The following is a 24,544-nucleotide window of genomic DNA, read 5'->3' on the forward strand; positions in this document are numbered from 1 at the left end:
CCCGAAAAACTCAAACACGAAAAATGAACCCGCTTTGCAGACATCTCTGAGTTCCGGAGATTCTTGTTATGTCCAAGTACTTTAAGCACTAAAAGCAAGAGGCTGAATCGGTTTCAGCACTTCCAGCCCCCGGAATGCCAATGCGAGGGCGCTTGCGACCGGTGGGAGTAGCGGTGGGAGTAGTAAGTACAGACTGGATATCCACACTTTAAAGATATTTCTATAAACTCTATAGACTAAAAAATACGCTTTATTTGCTTGGAATAAGCAATTTGAATTTCGATTGACGATTGAAAATAATTCCCTTATGAATGAAACTTGCGTTTTTGGTCGTATACGCGACGATCAATAGGGTCTGGAAGCCCGAAAAACTCAAACTAGAAATAAAACCGCTTTTTGCGGATATCCCGGATTTTCCGGGGGCTCTTGTTATGTCCAAGTGCTCTCAGCACTAAAAGCAAGAGGCTGTTTTGAGTCAGCACTTCCAGACCCCGGATACTAATGCGAGGGCGCTCGCAACCGGAGGGGAAACAAAGTGCAAACTAAAAATCTACATTTTTACGATATTTCTTTAGGCAAAAAAATTCGCTTCAGAAGAAACGTCATGGGGTTTTCTCAAAAACAATTAGGAAGTCATTTAGGCGTAACATTCCAACAAATCCAAAAGTATGAAAAAGGCTTAAATCGCGTAAGTGCAAGACGTTTACAGGAAATTGCTCATATATTAGATGTTCCCGTTTCCTTCTTTTATGCTGATGGCGCAAAAAAAGAAGAGAACCTCTATCATTGTGATGACAGAATAGCAAGCAAAGCAGAATATTTACTTTTAAAAAATTTCAGAATACTGACCCGCAAAAAACAAAGAGCAATTTTGCAGTTGATTTCTGATGAAAAAAATAACCCCTTATTTTCATAAGTTCATTGCAAAGATAATCAAAGTCCTTAATAATATTGACAAGAATTGTGACTGTCTCCCCACACTTCATGAGAATGAAAATGCTTAATCTAATCTGATTTGTAAATAATCCGAATTCTAACGAGTTTAACTTAGAAATAGTGCATTGATTTATAATGATAATCTAACGTTATTGATATTGAATAAGTGTTTCGAATATCGTAAAATTCTTTCATTTCAAACGTGTTCTATATTGAATCAATCAAAATCTCTTGTTTGCACAACACAAGCAAAGTTGGCGTGTGAGTAAAAATGTACAAAAAGGCATACCTCTTATTGAATCGTCTCACATACCAAGAGCTGTAACGACATTGTGTGCTGAAAAAATGGATGATGGTGCTAACTTGCTCTTTTATTAAACGTAAATATGGGAGTGTTCAACGGCTGACTTTCCACTCATATAAGTCACTTAAAAAAGGCTTGCCAAACAAGCCTAAGAATATTCCCACACACTAAAAAACACTTAAATATATCGAGAAAGCTTAAAGATCATATACCATCATACTACAAATAATGATATTTTATAGCATAACAGGATTAAAGTAAAAATAAGAAATATAAATTAAAAATAGACACGAAAAACTATATGTATAACTTTCATAAGAATTTATCTATATATGGATACTTAAGTTTATCCTGTTGTGCCATAAATTCTATCATTTAAGGTATGAGGATATGAAGCACGCATACCTCCTTGAAACATTCAAATGTTTTTTAGATGCCCAATATCTTTTTAAATATTTTTAGGCCTGCTTGTTGAGCCTTTAGTTTAAGTGAAAAATGAGAAGCCGCTAGAATCTAGCAGTTTACAGACTGTAATAGGAAGCTTCGCTTTTAAAGGCATAGGGAGAAAATCAAATAATTCAACAATTAACAGATAAAGTATAAAAAGATTCCACCAACGCGATACGTAATACCATCTTTAAAAAATTCAAAAGTGTGAAGGTACACATTGACAGAAGATAAGGAATTCACTTAATTAAAGTGTTTTCTAAAGAGATAATAGCTTAGCGTAAAATATTCAATTTTTTCAATTCTGAAAGATTAAAAGAGACGTATTATTTGAAATAAAACAATTTATTGTGCTAATGATGATGATTGGTGTGCACAAAATTGAGTTGTTGAAAATCAAAAATATAATTTAATGATGTTCCTTGACCAACTCACTCTCTCCTGAGTATAGCACGGGGAATAAACGTGGAGAGACATGAGGAGTATATAGAAAATGAGTTATAAAGTTGCAATTGTCGGCGCAACCGGAAATGTTGGTCGTGAAATGCTTACAATTTTAGAAGAACGTGGTTTTCCTGCACATGAAATCGTCCCTCTAGCATCACGACGCTCATTAGGACAAGAAGTTTCTTATGGAGATAAAACTTTAAAAGTAAAAGCACTGGATACTTACGATTTTTCTGACACAGATTTTTGTCTTATGTCTGCGGGAGGGAGCATTTCCAAAGAATACGCCCCTAAAATTGCTGCTGCCGGCTGTGTCGTCATCGATAATTCCTCCACGTGGCGCTATGATGCCAATGTTCCGTTGATAGTCCCTGAAGTCAATGGCGAAGCTATAAATGCCTTTTCTAAGCGTAATATTATAGCAAATCCTAATTGTTCAACAATTCAACTGGTCTTAGCTTTAAAACCTCTCCATGATGCTGCAATCATTAAACGTGTTGTTGTCTCTACATATCAGTCTGTTTCTGGAGCTGGTAAAGAAGGAATGGACGAACTTTTCGAACAATCACGTGCAGTTTTTGTTGCAGACCCAATTACATCAAAAAAATTCACTAAACGCATTGCCTTTAATGTCATTCCTCATATCGATGTTTTCATGGAAGATGGTTATACAAAAGAAGAATGGAAAATGACGGTTGAGACGAAGAAAATTCTCGATCCGAAAATTAAATTAACAGCCACTGCTGTTCGGGTCCCTGTCTTTATCGGTCATGCCGAAGCCGTCCATGTTGAATTTGAAAAACCACTAAGCGCATCTGAAGCACAAGCGCTCCTCCGCGATGCACCAGGCTGTCAGCTTATCGATAAACACGAAGATGGTGGTTATACCACACCTTATGAAGGTACCGGAGAAGATGATACCTTTATTAGCCGTGTTCGTGAAGATATCACCGTTGAAAATGGTTTAGCTTTCTGGGTTGTCGCCGATAATTTAAGAAAAGGAGCAGCATTGAATGCCGTTCAAATTGCTGAATTGCTCATTTTTCGTAATTTGATAAAGCCTAAGTCCGCAAATTAACGCCCTGTCCGAAAGGACAAAGAACCCCTAGCCGGTCTGTCAAAAGTCCGGCTTCTCTTCAGTATAACCTTCCCCAGCTGAAGGTTCATATCACCATCCTAAAGAACTGTAATCCAAGGTATTGTCAAATTTGACTCGGAATATCCTTGAATGCCTCGCCACCTTAAGTTAAGCATTGCCGCCTTAATGACATTTTACGGTACAATAGGATCAGCAGCATAAGCATTGTTTGCTTCATGCTGCTGATCCTTTTTGTCATTCCGGTTGTAAAATTAACTTTACCCTTATCGAGCAGGATAAGTCACGACACGGTAACGCGTTTCATTACGTTCAAAATTTTTGTAATTGACATTATCAGGAAAGGAGGGATTATAAGCACTCACGTGCTTTACAGAAACGCCTTGTGCTTTTTGCGACGGATTTAAAATTGTTCGTTCATCTCTTTTTTTAACACCTGTAGAATCGATAATCATATCTGTTCTGTATAGTTTTTGCATATTTTTCCGTGTTTTTTGAATCGCCGGAAGAGCTTTAAAGTCGGAAACAGCCTGTTTTACTTTTTCTTTTGGCGATTTTACCATGGATTTTGATTTTGCTGGCATCTTTTTAAAAGCAATGGTAGGAACATTGTTAACATTGACGTAACGTGCAGATGCCCAACCAACTTTTCCATGATAACCAAGAGAACACCAAGTTTTATTGGATAGGCAGCCATAAATTTGCACTTTTGCTCCCATTGGAACCATTGCGATAACTTTATAAGCTGTCGCAGGGCCTGTGCGTAAAGATACCTGACCTGATGCAACACGAGCAACTGTTCCTGTAATGGTTCCAGCTTGTGCGTGAAAAGCAGTCACAGCCACCCCTGACGCTCCTAAAGCCCATAAAGTCATCATTGTTGATAAAAATTTCTTTCTTAACATTATTTTTCTTCCTCTCTTAAAACGTATGAAGGGCAAAAATTCGCCTTTGCAAAAATTTGCCGCGTTTAAATCCAATGATCAGCAACCTTTATTCCCCCCCCCCAAAAACCCACAACATTGCAACAAAATTTCTCTTTATCGCCTACACGAACACGGCCTTTTGATCTTGATTGCACAGTATGTTCTTCATGAATTTACGGCTAAAGCATCATCTGATTGTCTGGTTCTTCAACCAATTGTCCCTTACAGAAGTTTTTAAAGGGGCATTGGTTCCCTCAACAAATGATTGCAATAAAAGAATTAATTATTTGAATTTCAGAGAATTTCTATGAACAAATGATGATCAGCCCCCAAAACAACTAAAATAGAAGGAAAAATAATACTCTTTTAAAAATAAAAGTGATTGAATATTCTCTAAAGCTTGTATAACTTTAAATCTGCCTAAAAAGATACAGAGTATATTGAAACTTCCCTCAAAAAATTTCTCGAAAAAGAAAGTTAAAAGCATATGACATTAAAAATTTTTTCTCGTAGTCGGATTATAGGATTATTCCTCTCTCTCTTTGCACTTTTTTTGTCTACTGCTTTTTCCATGGCCGCAGATAAATCAAAAATCAAACTTGGTATTATGGAAGGGCGGGATGCTATTATTTGGAAAACTGCTGCTGAACAGGCTAAAAAAGCCGGTTTAGATATTGAACTCGTTTATTTTTCTGATTACGCTTTGCCTAATGATGCTGTTAACGCAGGAGAGATCGATGCGAATGCTTTTCAGCACGCCCCTTATCTTAATGAACAAATGAAACAACGTGGCTATAAACTTTCAATTGTCGGCTATACATTTATTGCTCCAATCGGTGTTTACTCACACAAAATAAAAGACTTAAAAGATCTTCGTGATGGTGCACATGTTGGTATTCCGAACGACCCATCTAATGGTGGAAGAGCCTTACTTCTTCTTAATTCTTTAGGTCTCATTAAGTTAAAAGATCCTCATAATATTCTTGCATCTCCACTTGATATTATCGAAAATCCTAAAAACCTGCAAATTCGTGAACTCGATGCCGGTATGTTAGGACGAGCTATTGACGATTTTGATCTTGCAATTATAAACACAAACTGGGCTATTGTTTCCGGATTAAACTTCGAAAAAGATGTAGTCGCATGGGAGAGCGCAAAAAATAATCCTTATGATAATATCATCGTTGTACGCACGAGCGAAAAAGATGAACCATGGGTTAAAAAATTAGTTGCCGCTTACAACAACGATCTTATCCGTGCAAAAATCAAAGAGATTTTTGGCAATACCGCCCAAACATCTTGGTAATTGTGCCAAATATCTGAATAACTGTGCCAAATATCCGAGTAATTGTGCCAAATATCCGAGTAATTGTGAATGGAAAAACCTACTCTTATCTCCTTAAAAAACATCAGCCGTTGTTTTAACAAAACGGCTGGTGTTCCGGTGATTAATAATCTCTCTTTAAATATCCATGCTGGTGAAATCCTTGGCATTATTGGGCGCAGTGGAGCAGGAAAATCAACACTTATTCGCTGTTTAAATGGGTTAGAGAAGATTGATGCAGGGTCCATTTTTTTTGAAGATGTTGATATTTCTAATCTATCAGAGATAGAATGGGCGCCTTACCGTCAACGAATTGGGATGATTTTTCAACATTTCAATCTTCTCTCATCGCAGAATATTCTTGATAACATTGCATTGCCACTTAAATTAAGTGGTGTAAGTAAAAAACAACGCCACAAACGTGCCCTTGAACTGATTGAATTGGTTGGGTTATCTGGGAAAGAATATTGCTATCCGGCACAATTGTCCGGGGGACAAAAACAACGCGTTGGCATTGCTCGTGCGCTCGCTGCTAATCCTAAAATATTGTTATCAGATGAAGCCACCTCTGCTCTTGACCCTGAAACAACACAATCTATTCTAGAGCTCCTTGCTGATATTAATAAACACCTCAATCTCACGATTGTGCTCATCACCCATGAAATGGAAGTTGTGCGCACCATAGCGCATCGCGTTGTTGTTCTTAATCAGGGAAACATTGTAGAAGAAGGACGTGTGAAAGACATCTTTACATCACCGCAAGACGATACAACCATAGCCATGCTCAAGCTTGTAACCCCGCAACTTCCTGAAAAATTTGCGAAAAATCTCAAACCAATCGGACGAGAAGCTGTCATTGAAATTAATATTGCCGGTGAAATTGCCCAGCAGCCTTTTCTTCATCTTCTAGAAAATGAGAGTGGTTTAAAAGCACGTATTTTGCATGGTGGCATTGATACAGTTCAAGATGAAACCATCGGGCGACTCTTCTTGGCTCTTCCTGGAGAAGATAAAGAAGCTTTAGAAAAAGCTGTTCAATGGTTAACGAAAAAAGGACGATATTGTGAGGTCTTAGGCTATGTTTAATGTTCTGTCTCATGAACTTCCCCAAGCTGTTATTGATACAATATTGATGACACTTAGTGCTTCTGTTATGGCATTTATTATAGGGCTTCCCCTTGGTCTTCTTCTTCACACAACAGCACGCGGGGGGATTTTTTCCTCATCTCTCATCAATCGCCCTTTAAGCATGATCATTGACAGTATTCGTGCCATTCCCTTTATCATTCTTGCATTTTATCTTCTTCCCGTTACGCGTATCGTTGTAGGAAGAGGGATAGGAATGCCTGCTGTAATTTTTATACTGACCATTTCAGCTATCCCTTTTTATGCACGCATGGCGGAACTCTCTTTTAAAACCGTTGAAAACGGTCTCATTGAAGCGATCCGCTCGATGGGTGCAAGTCGTCTTCAAATTATCAGACATGTTCTTATTCCTGAAGCTCTCCCTAGCCTGATTACAGGTTTTACAGTCATGGTCATTTCTCTTATAGGAGCCACCTCACTTGCTGGATATCTTGGTGGAGGCGGTTTAGGGGATATGGCAATCCGCTATGGCTACCAACGCTACAATACCTTCATCATGACCATCGTCATCATCCTTTTGATCGTGCTTAATATTACAACCCAATGGACTTCTGATAAAATCGTACAAAAACTTGATAAAACAAAACATTAAAAGACTTAGAATTTCACATGCCAATACCATCATCCCCTTTGCCACTTTCCAAGTGCACCAACCCTTGCCTATCGAAAACACTCATAAGAGATTAGAAACTTTTTTCTTAAACAGTTTTTATCTCTCCCCATCCGTTTGTAACATGAAAGAAAATAGTTTTAATGGCTTTAATATAAAAGAATATAAAAGGGGATAAAATAAGAGATCTCACAGTATGTGAGACTCTCTTTAAATTAAGACATTGGTCACGACCTTTCCCAACCTTAGATAACACATTGAATTTATAATGATAATATGGCGTTATTCATATTGAATGAGAACTCTGAATACCGTAAGATCCTCTCATTCCCAATTTGTTCCATATAGAATCAACCAAAACCTCTCGCTTACACGTTACAAGCAGGAAGAGCCGTGTGAGTAAAACTATACAAGAAAGAAAGGCATGCCTCTTATGAATTATCTCAAGCGCCAAGACCTGTCTTAACATTGGCGGCTAGCATATAATATGATGGTGCCAGCTTTCTTCTTCACAAGCATAAAGATAGGGGTGCTCAATGGCTTTATCGTTATACTATTCACAGGCGCCATTGCGAAATGGGCGTGACGAACGTTGAGAGATGTTGCTTTAAAATAAGCCCGTGAATTGGCAACGCAAGTATATTCCATTTGAAGCGTTCTGTTTTACGTGATGGGTATGATCCCATTAAAGAACGCTATAAACAAAAGCGTGAAGCAATGCACTATCTTCATTAGGAAACTCCTCTTCAAAACGATCTAGGAAAGATAGCAACCTGCTATGGCTATCAACGCTATGATAGCTCCACCATATCTATTATCCTATAGATTATTCTCAATATCATCATTGAAGAAACTTCTAATAGAATTGTATAAAAATTTTATAAAATAAAGCACTCAAATAATCTAGATATTGGAAGGTTTTTCTTCCACAACAGCAACAATAAGCCATTGAGCTGTAAGAGCTGGTTTTTTTAACTTTTCAATTTCCACCGTAACCCCATAATGGAAAACCACTCGACCAGAAGGACGAATTTCTGCGTCGTCTAACACAAAACGCGCACGTATCCGTACCCCTGTTTTCACAGGACTCATGAAGCGTACTTTATCGAAACCATAATTAATCCCCATTGTGCTCCCTTCTAACTCTGGAAGAGCTTCATAAGCGAGCTTAGACAAAAGCGATAATGTTAAAAAACCATGAGCAATCGTGCCGCCAAAAGGTGTCTTTTTAGCCTTTTCCTCATCAACGTGTATCCATTGATGATCATCTGTAGCACATGCAAACTGATTAATCATATCCTGTGTAACAAGACGCCACTCCGATAATCCCACTTCTTTCCCAATAAAACTGGTGACATCTTGTACTGTTATTTTTTGCTGCATAACGCTATTCCTATTTTATTTGATAAAAGAAACCACCCCTCTTGCTTTTATAAAATCCATTGATTAGAGCATCAAGAATAAAAGATTAATTGTCTTAAAAACAAATGCACCTTATGAATGAGAAAAGTTCTTTAGCAGAGTAGTTTTCAAATAGGAAAAAAGAATGGCAAGCAATGTGAACCTAACAGGTTTAGCGCATGATTTGAAACAACGTGCAGAAAACCATCCCCCCATCCGTATTGGACTGATTGGTTGTGGTGAAATGGGCACAGATTTATTATCAAGTATTGCGCATATGGATGGTATAACAGTCGCTGCTGTAGCCACGAGGACACCGTCACGTATTTTTGATGCCGCTACACTAGCCTATGGCGAAGATGGACATGTCTGTGAAGTTGAAAATACTTATGCTCTCACCCAAAGCATTGAAAAGGGTTTGATTGCAGCAACAGATGATATTAACCTTGTTTTGCGCCATGAACAAATTGATATTATCGTTGATGCAACAGGCTATCCCGAAGCAGGAGCAGAGATTGGTATCAAAGCGCTTGAGAATAACAAACATCTTGTCATGATGAATGTTGAAGCAGATGTTACAATTGGCGCTTATCTCAAACATGAAGCAGAAAAACGAGGGCTCATTTATACACTTGGTGCCGGCGATGAACCTACTTCTTGTATGGAACTCATAGAATTTGTTTCAGCCCTTGGACATAAGATTGTTGCAGCCGGTAAAGGAAAAAATAATCCTCTGCGCTTTGATGCTACACCTGACGCTTACGAAGAAGAAGCATTCCGGCGTAATATGAATGTGCGCATGTTGGTTGAATTTATTGATGGTTCCAAAACGATGGTTGAAATGGCAGCCATTGCCAATGCCACCGGACTTCTCCCCGATTGCCCAGGAATGCATGGACCACGAGCAGCGCTACAAGATTTAAACAAAGTGCTTATTCCAAAACAAGATGGGGGCATTTTACAACAATATGGTGTTGTAGATTATTCAATAGGTCCAGGTGTTTCACCTGGTGTCTTTGTCATTGCCGAAATAGCACACCCGCGTTTACGCGAACGTATGGAAGATTTAAAAATTGGTCAGGGGCCTTACTTCACCTTTCATCGCCCCTATCATTTAACAGCAATGGAAGTTCCCCTCACCTGCGCACGTATTATGCTTTATGGCAAAAAAGATATGGTTCCTCTTAGCCATCCCGTAGTAGAAGTCTGTGCTGTTGCTAAAAAAGATTTACATCCAGGTGATCAGCTAGACTTTATCGGTCTTTATACTTATCGTGCTTGGATAATGAACATTGCAGAAGCACGCGCTCACCACGCCATTCCTTGTGGTCTTTTGGAAAAAGCAACAGTAACCGCTGAAATTAAAAAAAATGAACTCATTACAGTGCATAATACTGCTATTCGTGAAGATCAATGGATTGCACGTCTTCGTGCTAAACAAGACCTTTTACTTCATTGCCCTTCTTCCGCTAAGCTATAAGTACTCCTGAATTACCTTACTTAACAGCATCTTTCCCTTACACAACAGAACAACCCAGAATACACTTCTATCAAAAATTCAGGCTTCTGTTTTAATAAAAGCATTTTCCAACGACGCACATCCCCACTTCGCTCTCACAATATGTCCCGTAAATGCGACAGTATAAACCACCCCATGAGATGGCATAAGATTCATTGTGTATCACTATCTTTACTCTATGAAGATACAAACCAGCACCATCATTTATTTTCCAATACTACAACAGTCCTTGAACCTTAGAGATAATTAATGAGAAGAATTTTTAGTCTTTTTTTTAATAATTTTATCCATACACGAACGCAACTTGTTATACGTAAAAAATACTTCTGATGGATTTAACATAAACAAATTTAAAATGATAAATAATAATTTCTCATTTTTCTTATTGCATGAGAGCCATGGATATAGGGATATTTTTTATTTTATCCCCTTATGAAAGATAAAAAAATTTAAAAAGGATAAAATATACCTTTGACGAATAATCTTCATATGAGAAAAGGTAGACAATATTAAAAGACTGATAAAGATAGTAAGTATACTAGCCTTATTACTAGAAAATAATCATAAACTGTAAAAAAAAATCAGGTTACGCTAATTTGTAAAAAACAACATAAATGTAGGATCTTGAACTTTAATAATGTTAATAAAAGCTACATTTAGTATTAAGATTAGTGATTTTATTATCTAGTATATTATAAATAATAAAATATTTATTTTTTAAAAATAATGAAGTGAACAAAAAAATCCTCGACTCTGTCGATGAGCTTCCTACTAAAGTGTACTAAATATTGCAAAAAGAGTTACAACAGTACCTAATACATCCCCAATACATAAAGAAGCAAGAAGTGATAAAATACTTATTCCCCCCCAAAAGGCTGAACCTGAAAAGGCAGCAGCTTTTTCAGGTTTCCCTAACGCAATAACATCTTGTTCCTCAACGCCTTGAATAACAACTCTATCCACAGCTTTAATAGCTACATTTTTTTCTAGTGTAGGAATAGTAATTGCCATTCTCTCTTGAACTTTATTTTTTACAAAACTTGCATTTCCCTCTATAGTTTGTATAAAAAAAAGAATAAATAGTGTAAAAGTAAATGAACATACACGATTTTTAAATATTTTAAACATAGCTTTCTTTGCTCCTCTTTTTCTTCACTGAAAAAATGAAAGAATATTCACATATATAAAAACCAAAAATTATATTTAATCATTTATATAATTGCACATAATAAAATATTATATGTAATTTTGTTATTATAATATAACACATTATGTATTACATGTAAAGATAAAAAACAATAAATGATAAAAATAATTTATTCCTTTTACGCCATAATAACTCAAGATACCAACAGTAATATTTTGTCATTTTTATTGCTATAATTAAAAATAATAATAATTTATTAAATTTCTTATTATAAGAAATATTACGAAACAAATTCATTTAAAAAATTATATAATAGAGCTTTTATAAATAATTTAAAATGTAATTAATTTTAAAGAACTATAAAATTTAAAACTTCCAATATAATGATATATGATTGTCTATTATTTCAATAAATATAAAAATGAAATAGCACTTAATGGATTTTTATTATATCACTCATCATTAATATTGAAAAATAAAATTAGTATCGAATAAAAACTTGATCTAAAATAAATCTATCCTAATAAAACAACTTTAAATAGTGTACTATTTTTCTATAAAATAGGTATAAAGTGTAAAAAAGCAATTAAAATCTCTATCTTCAAAAGGAAGAGACGTTAATAAAATGATTCTCAACTTTTACTGATATATAAAGAAAAAATACTGCATAGCATCTTAAAAAAGGTAATTCAGCCCCCTTTATCCCATACAGCATAAAGAACTCAAAATATTGACTTTCAAACCTAACAAAACAAACGCATAAAATAAGTAAATCTATCAGATTTACAAAACCATTATAAGCAATACTAGAGCTCCAACAAACTACCTAAAATTAAATAAAAAGAGAGTCATGAAAAATGAAATGATCCCCAAAATACTGAAAAAACTTTCTTTCTTAATTTTCATAAAAGTTATTCCATATTTTTCGTCAATATTGTAGATCACAACCATATTTATATTTTAAGTAATTATATTTACTCTATATTAGTAACAAATAATTCTCTTTGAACGAAATTTTTAGCAATATTCATATAACTGTCTGCAATTTGTGAAAAACGAATAATAATAAATAATTGATTAAATGCTTGAAAGAAAAGGAATAGAGAAACTTACTAAAAAATTGCATTTTTAAAATACCAACTTAAGTAGCGCATTGAAAAAATAACGCCATGAAAACTGATATTGAATGATAAATTCATCAACCGATCACTTTAATCGCAAAATATTAATCTATAATAATAATTTATTGTTTTGCATGTTGAATGAGAAAGCTGACGATTATAAAACTCTCTTAATTTTAACTCTGTTTATATTGAATCAATCAAAATTCTTCACTTGCAAATCACAAGCGAGATCGGTGTGTGTGTGTAAACACACTTGAAGAAAGGAAAATATCACTTATGAGGTATTTTAACTAACAAGCGCTGTTAACACAGTATTGAAAACTAGCAAAGTGAATGATGGTGCCCATTTTTACTTTAAAAGTGTAAATATGGTGGAAAACAATAGATTTTATATTATAAAACTTTACCGTTATACTATTCACGGGCGCCGTTGCAAAATAGGCTTGGATACCTTGAGAAATGTTTCTTTAAAACAAAAGCGTCAATGTGCAACACAATGGCGTTCTGTTTATTATGTATCCAACGGTGTTTCTTGTATCCAACGGTGTTTCTTACTGAATCATCTTATAAACTGCTCTATGAGATTACAAATTCATCTTAGTGAATTCTTCCCTTTATATTTATTTTTTCTCATGAACACTAAAATCTGTTAAGACACTATCCAAAGTAAAATCAATCAACAAATATTTCCATTCTTTTGTAATATACAGATAATTGAATAGAGTTCCTGATTGCAACAAAAGTCTGTAATATTGCAATAGTAGAAATACTTTGATCATCCTCTCTCCATAATAAAAGAATAATATGTAATTTACAGAAAAAATTATATATTTAATATATACTTATTAAAAATGAGAATATAAATCAGAAATACTTATAAAAGACAACTATCTTGAGAAAGATTGCCTAATATTACAGAAAAATTGCGGTGGCTTTGCTCAATAAAAGCTTCTCTATTTTTAACAAAGCTCTCATTTTTATGCATCCATATGTGATGTAAAAAGATGCCTATTTGCGTTTCTCTTATAGATAGATTAAATAGTGACAGCACCTTTGATCATTTTGTCTCTTTTGACTTCTCTTTTGGGCATTAATTTATGGTATCTAACCCACCTTTTCTCGCTCTTTTACCTTTGGGTGCACATGAATATCACGGAGAGCACCTTCCTTTCGAAACCGACTGGATTATTGCTGAAGCTTTTGCAAAAGCCCTCACTTTACAAACAAAAGAGCAGTTTCATATCGCACTTTTACCGGTTGAAAAGATTGGCTATTCTATAGAACATATGGATGTTACAGGCACGCAAACCCTTACCTTTTCTGATGCGATTAAGCGATGGATAAAGATTGGTGAAAACTGTTATCACAAAGGGATCAACCGTCTTCTTCTTCTCAATGCTCACGGAGGAAATTCACCTTTAATGAGCATCGTTATCACCGAATTACGAAGGCGCCTTTCGATGCTCGCTGTAGCAACAAGCTGGAGCCGTTTTGGTTTACCACAAGGTCTCATGGAGCCATCTCAACAACATCTTGATATCCATGGAGGCTTTATCGAAACCTCTCTCATGCTCTATTTAGCACCAGAAAAAGTCCATATGGAAAAGGCAGAAAATTTTCATAATAAACAAGCGGATATGATTGCCAATTATCGGTATTTACGCGCTTATGGTCCTCATGCCTTTGGTTGGACAATGAAAGATCTAAATACGCAAGGTGCGGCAGGAAATGCAAGCAAAGCAACACCACAAGCCGGTGAAGCAATCTTTTCTCATGTTCTGTCTCAGCTTCGTGATTTACTTGATGATATCAATCGATTTAACATAAACACATGGCAATAAAGAACAATAAAAGGTCTCTCCATGGAAACGATACACCCCAAAAAACTTCCCGTTACGGTTCTCACAGGCTATCTTGGTGCTGGAAAAACCACCCTTCTCAACCGCATTCTCAGTGAAAATCATGGCAAACGTTATGCCGTCATTGTCAATGAATTTGGTGAAATTGGTATTGATAATGACCTGATTATTGAATCAGACGAAGAAATTTATGAAATGAATAATGGCTGTGTTTGCTGCACCGTACGTGGTGATCTCATTCGCATTCTAGAAAGTCTGATGCAACGTTCTTATCGATTTGATGCGATCATTATAGAAACGACAGGGCTTGCTGATCCCGTTCCCGTAGCACAGACCTTTTTCATGGATGATACTATCCATGAAAAAACAGCTCTCGACAGTGTCATAGCGGTCGTTGATGCAAAGCATTTTCCCTCTCAACTGAAAACAAGTCGTGAAGCTGAAGACCAAATTGCCTTCGCGGATATTATTCTTTTAAATAAGATTGATCTTGTCACCCAACAAGAACGCAGCCATGCTGAATCCCTTATTCTGGCCATTAATCCCAGAGCCATAATTTACGCAACAGAGCGCGTTAACATCCCTGTTGATAAACTCCTCGATCGTAGTTCCTTTGATCTCCAACGCACTTTAGATAATGATCCCCATTTTCTTGACCATCATCACGCAGATCATGTATGTGATCCCGATTGTAATCATGATCATGACCATCATCACGCATCCACCATTCATGATATTACCATCACTTCTGTAAGTTTAAAAACAGATGCTCTGCAACCAGAAAAGTTTTTCCCTTGGATCCAGCAGGTTACACAGCAACAAGGACCTGATATCTTGCGTCTTAAAGGCATTATCGCCTTTCAAGGAGACGATGATCGTTACGTCATTCAAGGGATACATATGCTTCTTGAAGGACAACATCAACGCCCATGGCGTGAAGATGAAAAACGAGAAAGCCGCCTTGTCTTTATAGGACGCTCTCTTGATGCTGAAAAATTAAAAACTGGTTTTGAAAATTGCGCATAAGTGAGTGATAATGCCAAACATTACCCATTATGATCTCAAAAGTTACTGCCTTTCCTGCGGTTTTATAGGCAATAAACCAGCCTTTGTTTCCGTAGAAGGTTTCATTGTTTTTTTTAATCCAACCCCACAAATCGTTGAAGTTCACCAAGGAATAATTTCAAGCCATTTTTCCCATGACAATACCGCGATCATCACCGGTGGAGAAGATGGAAAAGTCTGTCAAACAACCGCAGCAGATCACACGGAAGTGTTAAGCCAAAAAGAACGCAAATGGATAAACAACGTTGCTTTTGGTCCACAAAAAGCTTTTGCTTTTTCCTCCTCACGCCTCGCATTTGCGCATATTGGAAAAGAACGACAAGAGCTCACACATGAACGCAGTGTAGAAGGCCTTGCTTTTGCCCCCAAAGGTTTGCGACTTGCCGTTGCCCATTACAATGGTGTGACTCTTCATTGGTTATCAACGCAAATATCTCCCACCACATTAGTATGGAAAGGAGCTCATTGTGGTGTCACCTTTTCACCAGACAACCGCTATGTCATTTCCACCATGCAAGAAAACGCCTTACACGGCTGGCGTCTCACTGATAATCAGCACCTCCGCATGAGTGGCTATCCAAGCAAAGTCAAAAGCTGGTCTTGGAGTGCAAAAGGAAAATGGCTAGCAACATCAGGTGCCTCTGCCGCAATTGTTTGGCCCTTTCATACAAAAGATGGCCCCATGGGAAAAACACCTCTAGAACTAGGCACACGAGCAAATGCACTTGTTAGCACCGTTTCATGCCACCCAAACAAAGAAATTGTAGCAATAGGCTTCAATGATGGAATGATTTTAGCGGCACAATTCCATGATGGAAAAGAAGTCCTTCTAAAAGGTTATGGGAAAAGTGCTATCTCAGCACTTAATTGGGATCAAGCAGGGCAAAACCTCTCCTTCGGTAGCGAAAATGGTGAATGTGGTATAATCAAGATCACTGATTAAATTAAGCACCCAAAAGCGCAATCATCGCCGATAAAGAATGCCCACACAATCCTCCAGAAATCTTATCCCCTTGCATCTCCAGAGCTCTCAGAAATCCTATCTCCCTAATCTCCCCCCAAAAATCTCCTAAAATCTTCGTAATCATTAAATCTTCCCTCTTCCTTTCCTCCCCCCTTTAGACAAGAAAATACCTTAAACATGTTTTTTGACCTTTTAACATTGCTACCCCCATACAAGAATAAAAACATCACTCTCAAGACCGCCCCCCATCTCCCTATAAACATCTATATAGGCTACATACTTCCACAAAAGCATTTTTCTTAAAAATTTGGCAAAAAATAGCTGATATCATCATTAAAACAACGATTTATTCCTACGATCAGAAGAAGGGAATTCAACACTATTTTCCTAAATAAAAAATTTTTTGATTTCCCCCTCTAAAGAGCAAAGTTTCCTACGAGCAGCCTTCCACACTTTAGTTTCTTGCCTAGAAAATTCTATCTAATAATCATTTCATGGAGCTTCTATTACCGCCCTCTGTTCCGGTATCACCTTCTTCTACAGATTCTGTTGTTCTTCCTTCTGTCCCTGTTGAATCAAAGCCTTCTCAGTCCTCTGATCCTTTAGATCCTTCATCTAATCTCTCTATATCGCTTGATGTTCAGTCTAATCTCCAAATTAGAGCTGTTGTTCCACAGGTTCCAACTTATCTTCTTTTGCCAAATGCCTTATTGCATGCTGGTTTAGTGGATATGACCACGCAAAATAAGACGTTAGAGACAATGCGGAATGCTTTTCATTCCTTTGGGAAAGATGATAAAAAGACAGCCTTTTTTCTGCGTGCTTATGGGGGGAGTCATCATTATGCTTCCAATTTATCTGCTTTTGAATATGGTTATGGTGCTGAGCTCGATTATAATGCATTTCAAGCAGGTGTTTTGTTAAACGAGATTGAGAGTTTATATGGTCGTACATTCTTTGGAGTTTGGGGAAACTATGGAAATCTTTCTCTACACCCTCAGGATGTTGAACAAAGCAAAAAAAGCGCATTTGATAAATGGTCTGTTGGGGCTTATGGAAGTTTGCAGCATGATACCGGTTTTTATATGGATGGGGTGTTATGGTATGGCCTTTTTAAGGGTGATATTTTGACACGAGCACGGGGTAAAGTTGTGGCGTTAAAGGATAAACAGTTTAGTGGTTCTTTAACGAGTGGCAGAACGTTTGCAACAGGGTATAAAGGTGTTGTTTTTGATCCGTAGATTCAGGTTGTTTATCAGCATCTTCAGTTTAATCAGGCGCGTGATATTGATTTAGGAAAATTTCATGCAATAATTCAGAATGCTCATTCATCATTTTACATATTGAATAAAAACTGAATATTATAAATTTCTTTCATTTCAAACCTGTTTATATTTAATCAATTAACCCCTTGTCCATCACAAACGAAGCTGGCATGCAAAGAAGGACTTTTGAAAAAAGGTAAATTACTCCTTATGAACATTCTCGAGTGCTAAAATCTGCGCAAATATTGAATGCTGAAAAAAGAATGGTGATATCCGCGCATGACCGCAATAAAAATAATATCCTGTATCTTATCGAAATTTCTCTGCCACCTATCATTTACAAAACAACAACCGTAACAACACGATAAAGTATACTTTACTTTTATTATAATTTGACCTCAAACTCCCTCTTTTTGTTCTAAAATAAGTATTTATCCAAAATTCTTAAGTAAACATCCTAAAAAGGAAACAAATAATATGCGTATTAAATGATATAAACGTGAATAAAGTTCTAAAACAAAATTCAAAACAATGCATAAAACTCATAAAGACGAAACTTATGATCTATAAAAATGAATAAAGAAATGGACAAAAACAACCACCTATATCGTCTCTTTTGAAAGCTTATGCCACAAGCATTTAGCGTTTAATCTTCTCACATTCACAATGAAATCTGTCCTCATATCTTAACATCAAAAATTTTAGAAAAATTTCTCATCGCATAAAAGAAAGCATCTATTGTAATCTTTTATATCAAAAAATAACCATATTGATGAAGCAAAATAAATTTTAATACATTAAAAGGCAGAAAATCTTCTGCCTTTTAACTAAAAATACATATTGCAGCTCATCAAAAAAGGTGGCGCAATCCAGCAGAGAAACTCGTTCCAGAAAAACCAATTTTCTTAAATCTATGCTGATAAGTGACATCTCCACGAAGAGAAAGTTTTGATGAGAGACGGGCATTAAACCCAACCCCTGCTTCCAAAGAAGAACCAAAGGAACCTAACTGAAAATCGTTTTTAAAAGAAACGAATTGCTTATCTTCAAAACTATGCAAATAAGAAAGCTTACTATAAAAAGAAACTTCACGTCCCTCTTCAGAAGCATTAAGCGTCTTGCTTAAACGCCCACCAACACGCCCCACCCATTGATGAAATTTTCCTAAATCAACATCAAGATTATCAATATCACGCGCCTGATTAAACTGAAGATGCTGATAAACAACCTGAATCTGCGGATCAAAAACAACACCTTTATACCCTGTTGCAAACGTTCTACCACTCGTTAAAGAACCGCTAAATTGTTTACCCTTTAACGCCACAACCTTGCCCCGTGCAAGGGTCAAAACATCACCCTTAAAAAGACCATACGATACCACCCCATCCATATAAAAACCGGTATCATGCTGCAAATTTCCATAAGCAGCAACAGACCATTTATTAAATGCGCTTTTTTTGCTTTGTTCAACATCCTGAGGGTGTAGAGAAAGATTTCCATAGTTTCCCCAAACTCCAAAGAATGTACGACCATATAAACTCTCAATCTCGTTTAACAAAACACCTGCTTGAAATGCATTATAATCGAGCTCAGCACCATAACCATATTCAAAAGCAGATAAATTGGAAGCATAGTGATGGCTCCCCCCATAAGCACGCAGAAAAAAGGCTGTCTTTTCATTCTCTTTCCAAGAAGAATGAAAAGCATTCCGCATTGTCTCCAACGTCTTATTTTGCGTGATCATATCCACTAAACCAGCATGAAATAAGGCATTTGGCAAAAGAAGATAAGTTGGAACCTGTGGAACAACAGCTCTAATTTGGAGATTAAACGAAGGATTAATAGGGGCAGAATCCCCAGATGGCTTTGGTTCAACAGGGGTAGAAGGAGGAGAAACAGAATCTGTAGATGAAGGTGATACCGGAACAGATGGCTTAGATGGCATAACCTCATCCGTAGAAGTCTCAACTGGAACAAATGGTGCAGGCATAGGCACAGCAGAAGGATTTTCTGGAACTGTTGGTACAGAGGGAGACGGAACTGGTGCAGAAGGAGTCAGCGTCGAATCCGTAGGGATAAATGTTTCAGACGGTTCAGATCCCTCAGGCAAAGAAGGTGTAGATGGTATAAGTGGAGGCTCAACAGAAGGGGGTTGTTCAGGTGAAATAGTCTCTGTTGGTCGTTTAGAAGGAACCGTCTCTTCTTCAGATTGAGGAGGTAAAACTGTAGACGTTGGCTTAGAAGCAGTTTCAGAAGAATCTAATTCAGGACCAATATAAACACTTTCGAGACGAAAATCCCAAAAATCCCCTTCTCCAACAACCAATCTATTCTTTGGATCTGCATTTCCAGAAGAAGAACTTGGACCATAGACACGAAGTTTATATTGATAAGGAAATCCATTCACCGTAGTATAACTATTGGCTAACTTAAAAGAACTTTCCTCTGCTGTCCCAGCAACTTGAACAAGTGAAATACTTTGACTTCCTTTATTGCCAGCTTCTCCTTCTAAGGTTTTGGAAAATTTCTCCATCATGAGCAGTGTACTTCCCAAAACATTCCCGTAGATCAAAATACGATCAGTTTTTTGAGGATTAAACGAGCCGTCATTATTCACAAACGCACTCATCTTAATCTGCACATTTCCCTTTGCATTATAGGCTTCTTTATCATATTGTATCCCCTCTATTGGATTTATGTCATTTAGATTACTTCCTTTCTCAATATATACTTTTCCAATATATAGCGTTTGATAATCTTGAGATATAAATTTATCAAAAAAAATTGTGCTATCAGAAATGCTTATAGACGAAAGTAATGAATCTACAGGAAGAGATTCCAGTAAATCTGTATGTTTTCTTTTGGTGAGATACCATGCAGAGCCATTTGTTAATTCTAAGTGAACAGTTGATGCATCCTCAACACGAATACCCCCTGTAAGGATAGAATCCTTTGCTTTCACCAATAGAGAAGAATTATTTTGAGCCTTTAACAATAAATCACCAGAGATCTTTGTCCTTTCTGTTAATTCAATGGTAGCTTCAGCTCCATAAATATCATCTCCCGTACTATAAATGGCAATACCATCGGGAACTGAAAAAGTTGTCTGTGACAAATGCAAAGATGCTTCACCCCAAACAATTTTTTCTACTTTTGAAAGTTTTTCACTCCCTACCTTAAACATATCACCCCATACATCTGGGCCTAATCCATAAAAATACAGACCGTATACTCCCTCACCCTGAACAGAAATTTCTGTTCCTTCAATCTTAATATTTGTCTTTTTAAACTCATTTGATGAAGCGTATTCTTGAACCAATTTACCTTCAGCATCTGCATAACCTGCAAAATTCGTAATCAAGAAGCCATGCATATCAGTGAGCTGAATAAAATCACCACGTAATTGAACATTACCACCCTGTGATATGTCAAAAGCTCTTGGAAATTCATCAATACTTTCATTATCAACTACAATCGTGTGTTTCTTACCTTTTCCCTGAATATTGGTTGTATCAATAAGATATTTTCCCCCAAATTGTGTTGAAAACGCACCAATCTCATTAAAAGTAATAGTACTGCCTGACATCCTAATGAATGCATCAGAACTACTAACAAATCCAATCCCTTTTGCATTCAAATTATCTGATACAATATCAATATTTACGCTCACTAAAGCAATATCGGTTTTTTTTCCTTCTGCACATACAGCTTGCAAACTACCTTCAATCTTCCCTCTATTCATCACAACTTGCCCGTTCTGAACACGAAAACCGGACATATCCTTAATATTTGAATTGGTTAGAACAAGCTTGCCATCATCTTTTACAGATGCACTATATAAAAATGACTGCTTTGGCCTATGCGAGATAATATTTGTCTCTAATAAATTTAAAACAGTTCCCTCTTTTTCTATAGAGAAGACAGCAATAAAATCATCTAGAGAAGAGACAGAAGGAGTATAATTTTTATTACTTATCGTATGTTTTTTACTATCGCTATATGTAAAAAAACTCCCTGATACATTACAGGAAGTTCCTAAATTATTAGGATTCGCATTAACACTCACGATTGGCAAAAAAGAAACAATAGCCGTTGTAATAAATAAAAATCTATACCCGCTTAATACATTAACCATAACTTTATTCCCAATTTGCCTTTCTCCCCCTGTTAGTTAAAAATAAAAAACATTCCCCATAACATTAAGTTAAACACACTAAAAATAGCAAGTATAAAACTTAAATAATCACTTTATACTTCAAAAACACTCTATAACTTATGTAAAAATTACTCTATATTTCATAGGCACCTAAAAACGATAGTATAAACCGCCTGAAAAAAATAATCCCTGAAAAACCACCTTTTCTAAGGCAATGCTGATAAGTTACATCTCCATGCAAAGCAAAGTTTGAAGACAACTGAGCCTTCAATCCCATTCCAGTTTCTAGAGAAGAGCCAAAAGCCCTTATTGGAATTCATCTCCAAACCGCACACGTTGTTTTCCTCTAAAACTAATGGCAAGCTGAAGCTCGCAATTGAAAGAAACAACAAGAGCCTCTTCAGAAGCAGCAAGCATCTTTCTTAAAGACCACCAACACGCATCACCCATAAATCAAGTTTTCCCATCTCAATATCAAAACCATCAATATCAGACGCCTTATCAAACCGCACATTTTGATAAATAACCTAAACCTGCGGATCAAAAATAACCCCTTTATGCCCTGTCGTAAATGACTTGCCCGCAATCAATGAAGCACTCAAAGGTGTTTCCTTCAATGTTGCTGTCTTGCCTCTTGCTTGCGTGAGAACATCCCCTTTAAATAAACCATAGGAAAAAAGGACATCTATATAAAAGCCTGTATCATGCTGCATGCTGCCATATACTGTAATAGACCATTTATCAAATGTACTTTTTTGCTTTCTTTAACATCTTGAGGTTGTAGAAAGTTTTTTTCCATTATTCTCCATTATTCCAAAGCTCAAAGTGTGATGTGTATCCTCAACCGCATTGAGCAAGACACTTGCCTCTATACCATGAACAACAGAAACCTGAATCTTACCTTCATCAAAGGAAAGAACCACCCTGCTTCACACCAAACACAGATTGAGATAACGTAGCATTTCTACCACTTTTCTTTTCGCCATTTCCTGTAATAGAACTCTTTTTAAAAGAAGTTTTATTATCTTTTGACACAACCACTGCTGATGTAATCTTCTCAGATCTCTTTAATTCTAAAATTCCATCAGTTCCTGAAAGCCTTTTTCCCCTTTACTTTTTTGCGGCTTAATAACTATGTTATGAGCTCGTATTGTAAAAATAACACCTGTAGTCCTCCTATCCAATCCACTCATATATAACTTATTACGACTTCCAAAAGTACGAGAAGCATCAACTGTATCACACGAATACGACTTAAAAAGAGAATTACACGAGGGGTTATAATCTTCTGCACTCACATCTATATTGTGCACGAAGAAAGAAATAGAGGTCGTAAGAGAACACACACATAGCGTTTTAGTACTTTAATCATAATTTAGTCTAAACTTCCTTTATTTTATTCATAAAAAACTGAAAAGACACACCTAGTTCATCTACTTATTATGTACCGTTACATATAATTTGTTTTGTATTATATGTAAAGTCAAAAATCAGAAAAACGACACAACAAAACTATGTTTTGTGCTTATGTCTTTCACAAAGGATGTATTAAAGAAAAATACAATTAAAAATGATAACTTAATCCACCAGAAAAATGCGTTCCGGAAAAGCCGTCACTCGTAAATTTATGCTGATAAATCAGATCGCTATGAAAAATAATTTTGGGAGATAATTGCGAAAAAACACCAAATCCAGCTTCTAAAGAAGTCCCAAAGGAACCAAGCTGGAAGGCATCTTTAAAATATACAAATTGTTTATCATCAAAACTACGAATGAAATGAAGCTTACCATAGAATGAGAGAACATGTGCATCTTTATCTTTAGTAAATGTAAGTGTCTTCGTTAAATACCCACCAATACGCATCCCCCAATGATCTGGACTTCGCATATCAATATTAAAATTATCAATATCACGAGTCTTATGAAACTGGAGATTTTGATAAACAAACTGAACCTGTGGTTCAAAAATAAAATATCGGCTGCCTATCATAAACGTTTTACCAGCAATTAAAGAAACACTTAGGGGCTTCCCTCTCAATGCAGCCGTTTTACCTCGCTCAAGTGTGAGAACATTTCCATTAAACAAACCATAAGAGAAGAGACCATCCATATAGAGCCCCGTATCATGCTGCATGCTTCCATATGCTGTTATTGTCCATTTATCAAATATACTTTCTTGACTTTGTTTAACCTTTCGAGGCTGCAAAGAAAGCTTGCCATAATTTCCCATAATCCCAAAAGATGTCGTACTGTATGCACTTTCGATTTTCTTGAGTAAAATACCTGCCTCTAGTGCATTATAATCAAGCTCACCGCCATAATCACCATATTTAAATGCAGACAAATTTGAAGTATAATGATGATGTCCACCGTAACCGCGCAAAAACAAAGCGGGATTTTCATCATTTTTCAACAACCGACCAGGAACAGTTCGCAGCGCTTGCAACTGCTTGCTTTGATTACTGATATCCATCAATCCAGCATAAAATAAGGTATTTGGCACAAGAATATAAGTCAAAACCTGTGGAACAACGACTCTCACATTTGGCTCAAAATGAGAAGAAGGCTCAAAAACAGATGCCGGAACAGAAGAACCAGACGCAGGTGGAGTAACAACAAAAGGAGTGGGTGAAACATGCGGCGGAACAAGTGAACCAGATGCAACTGGGGAAACAACAGAAGGAGTGGGTGAAACATGCGGCGGAACAAGTGAACCAGATGCAACTGGGGAAACAACAGAAGGAGTGGGTGAAACATGCGGCGGAACAAGTGAACCAGATGCAACTGGGGAAACAACAGAAGGAGTGG

Annotated in this window: 16 protein-coding genes and 3 pseudogenes; 11 read left to right on the top strand and 8 right to left on the bottom strand. The window is 36.5% G+C overall.

The window, feature by feature from the left end; all coding sequences use genetic code 11:
- Window positions 1-535: 535 nt before the first annotated feature.
- Together ACFINS_RS07710 and ACFINS_RS07715 are read left to right on the top strand one after the other, a co-directional pair.
- Window positions 536-916 (top strand): helix-turn-helix domain-containing protein, encoded by a 381-nt coding sequence (locus tag ACFINS_RS07710; protein WP_375706053.1) that lies wholly within the window; start codon window positions 536-538, stop codon window positions 914-916.
- 1,264 nt (window positions 917-2,180) lie between these two features.
- Window positions 2,181-3,212, top strand: a complete 1,032-nt coding sequence (locus ACFINS_RS07715; RefSeq protein ID WP_375638768.1) for an aspartate-semialdehyde dehydrogenase — start codon at window positions 2,181-2,183, stop codon at window positions 3,210-3,212.
- A 284-nt stretch (window positions 3,213-3,496) separates the two neighbouring features.
- On the opposite strand, the gene ACFINS_RS07720 is transcribed toward ACFINS_RS07715, so the two are convergent.
- Window positions 3,497-4,135 (bottom strand): SH3 domain-containing protein, encoded by a 639-nt coding sequence (locus ACFINS_RS07720; protein WP_375638766.1) that lies wholly within the window; start codon window positions 4,133-4,135, stop codon window positions 3,497-3,499.
- A gap of 508 nt (window positions 4,136-4,643) precedes the next feature.
- On the opposite strand from ACFINS_RS07720, the gene ACFINS_RS07725 reads away from it, so the two are divergent.
- From ACFINS_RS07725 to ACFINS_RS07740, 4 genes and pseudogenes are all read left to right on the top strand, one after another.
- Window positions 4,644-5,462: a MetQ/NlpA family ABC transporter substrate-binding protein gene (locus ACFINS_RS07725; protein WP_375612289.1), complete on the top strand. Its 819-nt coding sequence runs from the start codon at window positions 4,644-4,646 to the stop codon at window positions 5,460-5,462.
- 69 nt (window positions 5,463-5,531) lie between these two features.
- Window positions 5,532-6,566 (top strand): methionine ABC transporter ATP-binding protein, encoded by a 1,035-nt coding sequence (locus ACFINS_RS07730; RefSeq protein WP_375613642.1) that lies wholly within the window; start codon window positions 5,532-5,534, stop codon window positions 6,564-6,566.
- On the top strand, window positions 6,559-7,218 hold the full coding sequence (locus ACFINS_RS07735) for a methionine ABC transporter permease (RefSeq protein ID WP_375609233.1): 660 nt from the start codon (window positions 6,559-6,561) through the stop codon (window positions 7,216-7,218). Before ACFINS_RS07730 ends, ACFINS_RS07735 begins: the two co-directional genes overlap by 8 nt.
- A gap of 573 nt (window positions 7,219-7,791) precedes the next feature.
- A pseudogene (locus ACFINS_RS07740) lies at window positions 7,792-7,968 on the top strand (integrase); the annotation flags it as partial.
- Window positions 7,969-8,139: 171 nt separating this feature from the next.
- Here ACFINS_RS07740 and ACFINS_RS07745 read toward each other — a convergent pair.
- Window positions 8,140-8,619: a MaoC family dehydratase gene (locus ACFINS_RS07745; protein ID WP_375651325.1), complete on the bottom strand. Its 480-nt coding sequence runs from the start codon at window positions 8,617-8,619 to the stop codon at window positions 8,140-8,142.
- 163 nt (window positions 8,620-8,782) lie between these two features.
- Here ACFINS_RS07745 and ACFINS_RS07750 point away from each other — a divergent pair, with 163 nt between their 5' ends.
- Window positions 8,783-10,117, top strand: coding sequence for an NAD(P)H-dependent oxidoreductase (locus tag ACFINS_RS07750; protein ID WP_375613643.1), 1,335 nt, complete (start codon window positions 8,783-8,785; stop codon window positions 10,115-10,117).
- 810 nt (window positions 10,118-10,927) lie between these two features.
- Here ACFINS_RS07750 and ACFINS_RS07755 read toward each other — a convergent pair.
- Together ACFINS_RS07755 and ACFINS_RS07760 are read right to left on the bottom strand one after the other, a co-directional pair.
- Window positions 10,928-11,284, bottom strand: a complete 357-nt coding sequence (locus ACFINS_RS07755; protein ID WP_375612285.1) for a hypothetical protein — start codon at window positions 11,282-11,284, stop codon at window positions 10,928-10,930.
- A gap of 1,763 nt (window positions 11,285-13,047) precedes the next feature.
- Window positions 13,048-13,206, bottom strand: a complete 159-nt coding sequence (locus ACFINS_RS07760) for a hypothetical protein (protein WP_375651323.1) — start codon at window positions 13,204-13,206, stop codon at window positions 13,048-13,050.
- Between the two features lie 318 nt (window positions 13,207-13,524).
- Here ACFINS_RS07760 and ACFINS_RS07765 point away from each other — a divergent pair, with 318 nt between their 5' ends.
- The 3 genes from ACFINS_RS07765 to ACFINS_RS07775 are packed head-to-tail and all read left to right on the top strand — an operon-like array spanning window position 13,525 to window position 16,294.
- Window positions 13,525-14,268, top strand: a complete 744-nt coding sequence (locus ACFINS_RS07765; protein WP_375612284.1) for a creatininase family protein — start codon at window positions 13,525-13,527, stop codon at window positions 14,266-14,268.
- A 21-nt stretch (window positions 14,269-14,289) separates the two neighbouring features.
- Window positions 14,290-15,312, top strand: a complete 1,023-nt coding sequence (locus ACFINS_RS07770) for a CobW family GTP-binding protein (protein WP_375706054.1) — start codon at window positions 14,290-14,292, stop codon at window positions 15,310-15,312.
- Window positions 15,313-15,322: 10 nt separating this feature from the next.
- Window positions 15,323-16,294 carry a WD40 repeat domain-containing protein gene (locus ACFINS_RS07775; RefSeq protein ID WP_375675392.1) on the top strand — a complete coding sequence of 324 codons (972 nt, stop codon included), beginning with the start codon at window positions 15,323-15,325 and terminating at the stop codon, window positions 16,292-16,294.
- A 1-nt stretch (window position 16,295) separates the two neighbouring features.
- On the opposite strand, the gene ACFINS_RS07780 is transcribed toward ACFINS_RS07775, so the two are convergent.
- A complete protein-coding gene (locus ACFINS_RS07780) occupies window positions 16,296-16,439 on the bottom strand; it encodes a hypothetical protein (RefSeq protein WP_375612281.1) in 144 nt (47 codons plus the stop codon).
- 388 nt (window positions 16,440-16,827) lie between these two features.
- Here ACFINS_RS07780 and ACFINS_RS07785 point away from each other — a divergent pair.
- A pseudogene (locus tag ACFINS_RS07785) lies at window positions 16,828-17,622 on the top strand (autotransporter outer membrane beta-barrel domain-containing protein); the annotation flags it as partial.
- An 808-nt stretch (window positions 17,623-18,430) separates the two neighbouring features.
- On the opposite strand, the gene ACFINS_RS07790 reads toward ACFINS_RS07785, so the two are convergent.
- The 3 genes and pseudogenes from ACFINS_RS07790 to ACFINS_RS07800 form a co-directional block, all read right to left on the bottom strand.
- The gene (locus tag ACFINS_RS07790; protein ID WP_375706055.1) at window positions 18,431-21,715 is read right to left on the bottom strand and encodes an autotransporter outer membrane beta-barrel domain-containing protein; all 3,285 of its coding nucleotides are present in this window, start codon (window positions 21,713-21,715) and stop codon (window positions 18,431-18,433) included.
- 171 nt (window positions 21,716-21,886) lie between these two features.
- Window positions 21,887-22,614 (bottom strand): annotated as a pseudogene (locus ACFINS_RS07795) (autotransporter outer membrane beta-barrel domain-containing protein); the annotation flags it as partial.
- A gap of 686 nt (window positions 22,615-23,300) precedes the next feature.
- The coding region (locus tag ACFINS_RS07800) for an autotransporter outer membrane beta-barrel domain-containing protein (RefSeq protein WP_375706056.1) at window positions 23,301-24,544 on the bottom strand (1,244 nt) is incomplete at its 5' end.

Origin of the sequence: Bartonella sp. AA2SXKL (genome assembly GCF_042197205.1) — a bacterium.
Taxonomy (GTDB): Bacteria; Pseudomonadota; Alphaproteobacteria; order Rhizobiales; family Rhizobiaceae; genus Bartonella.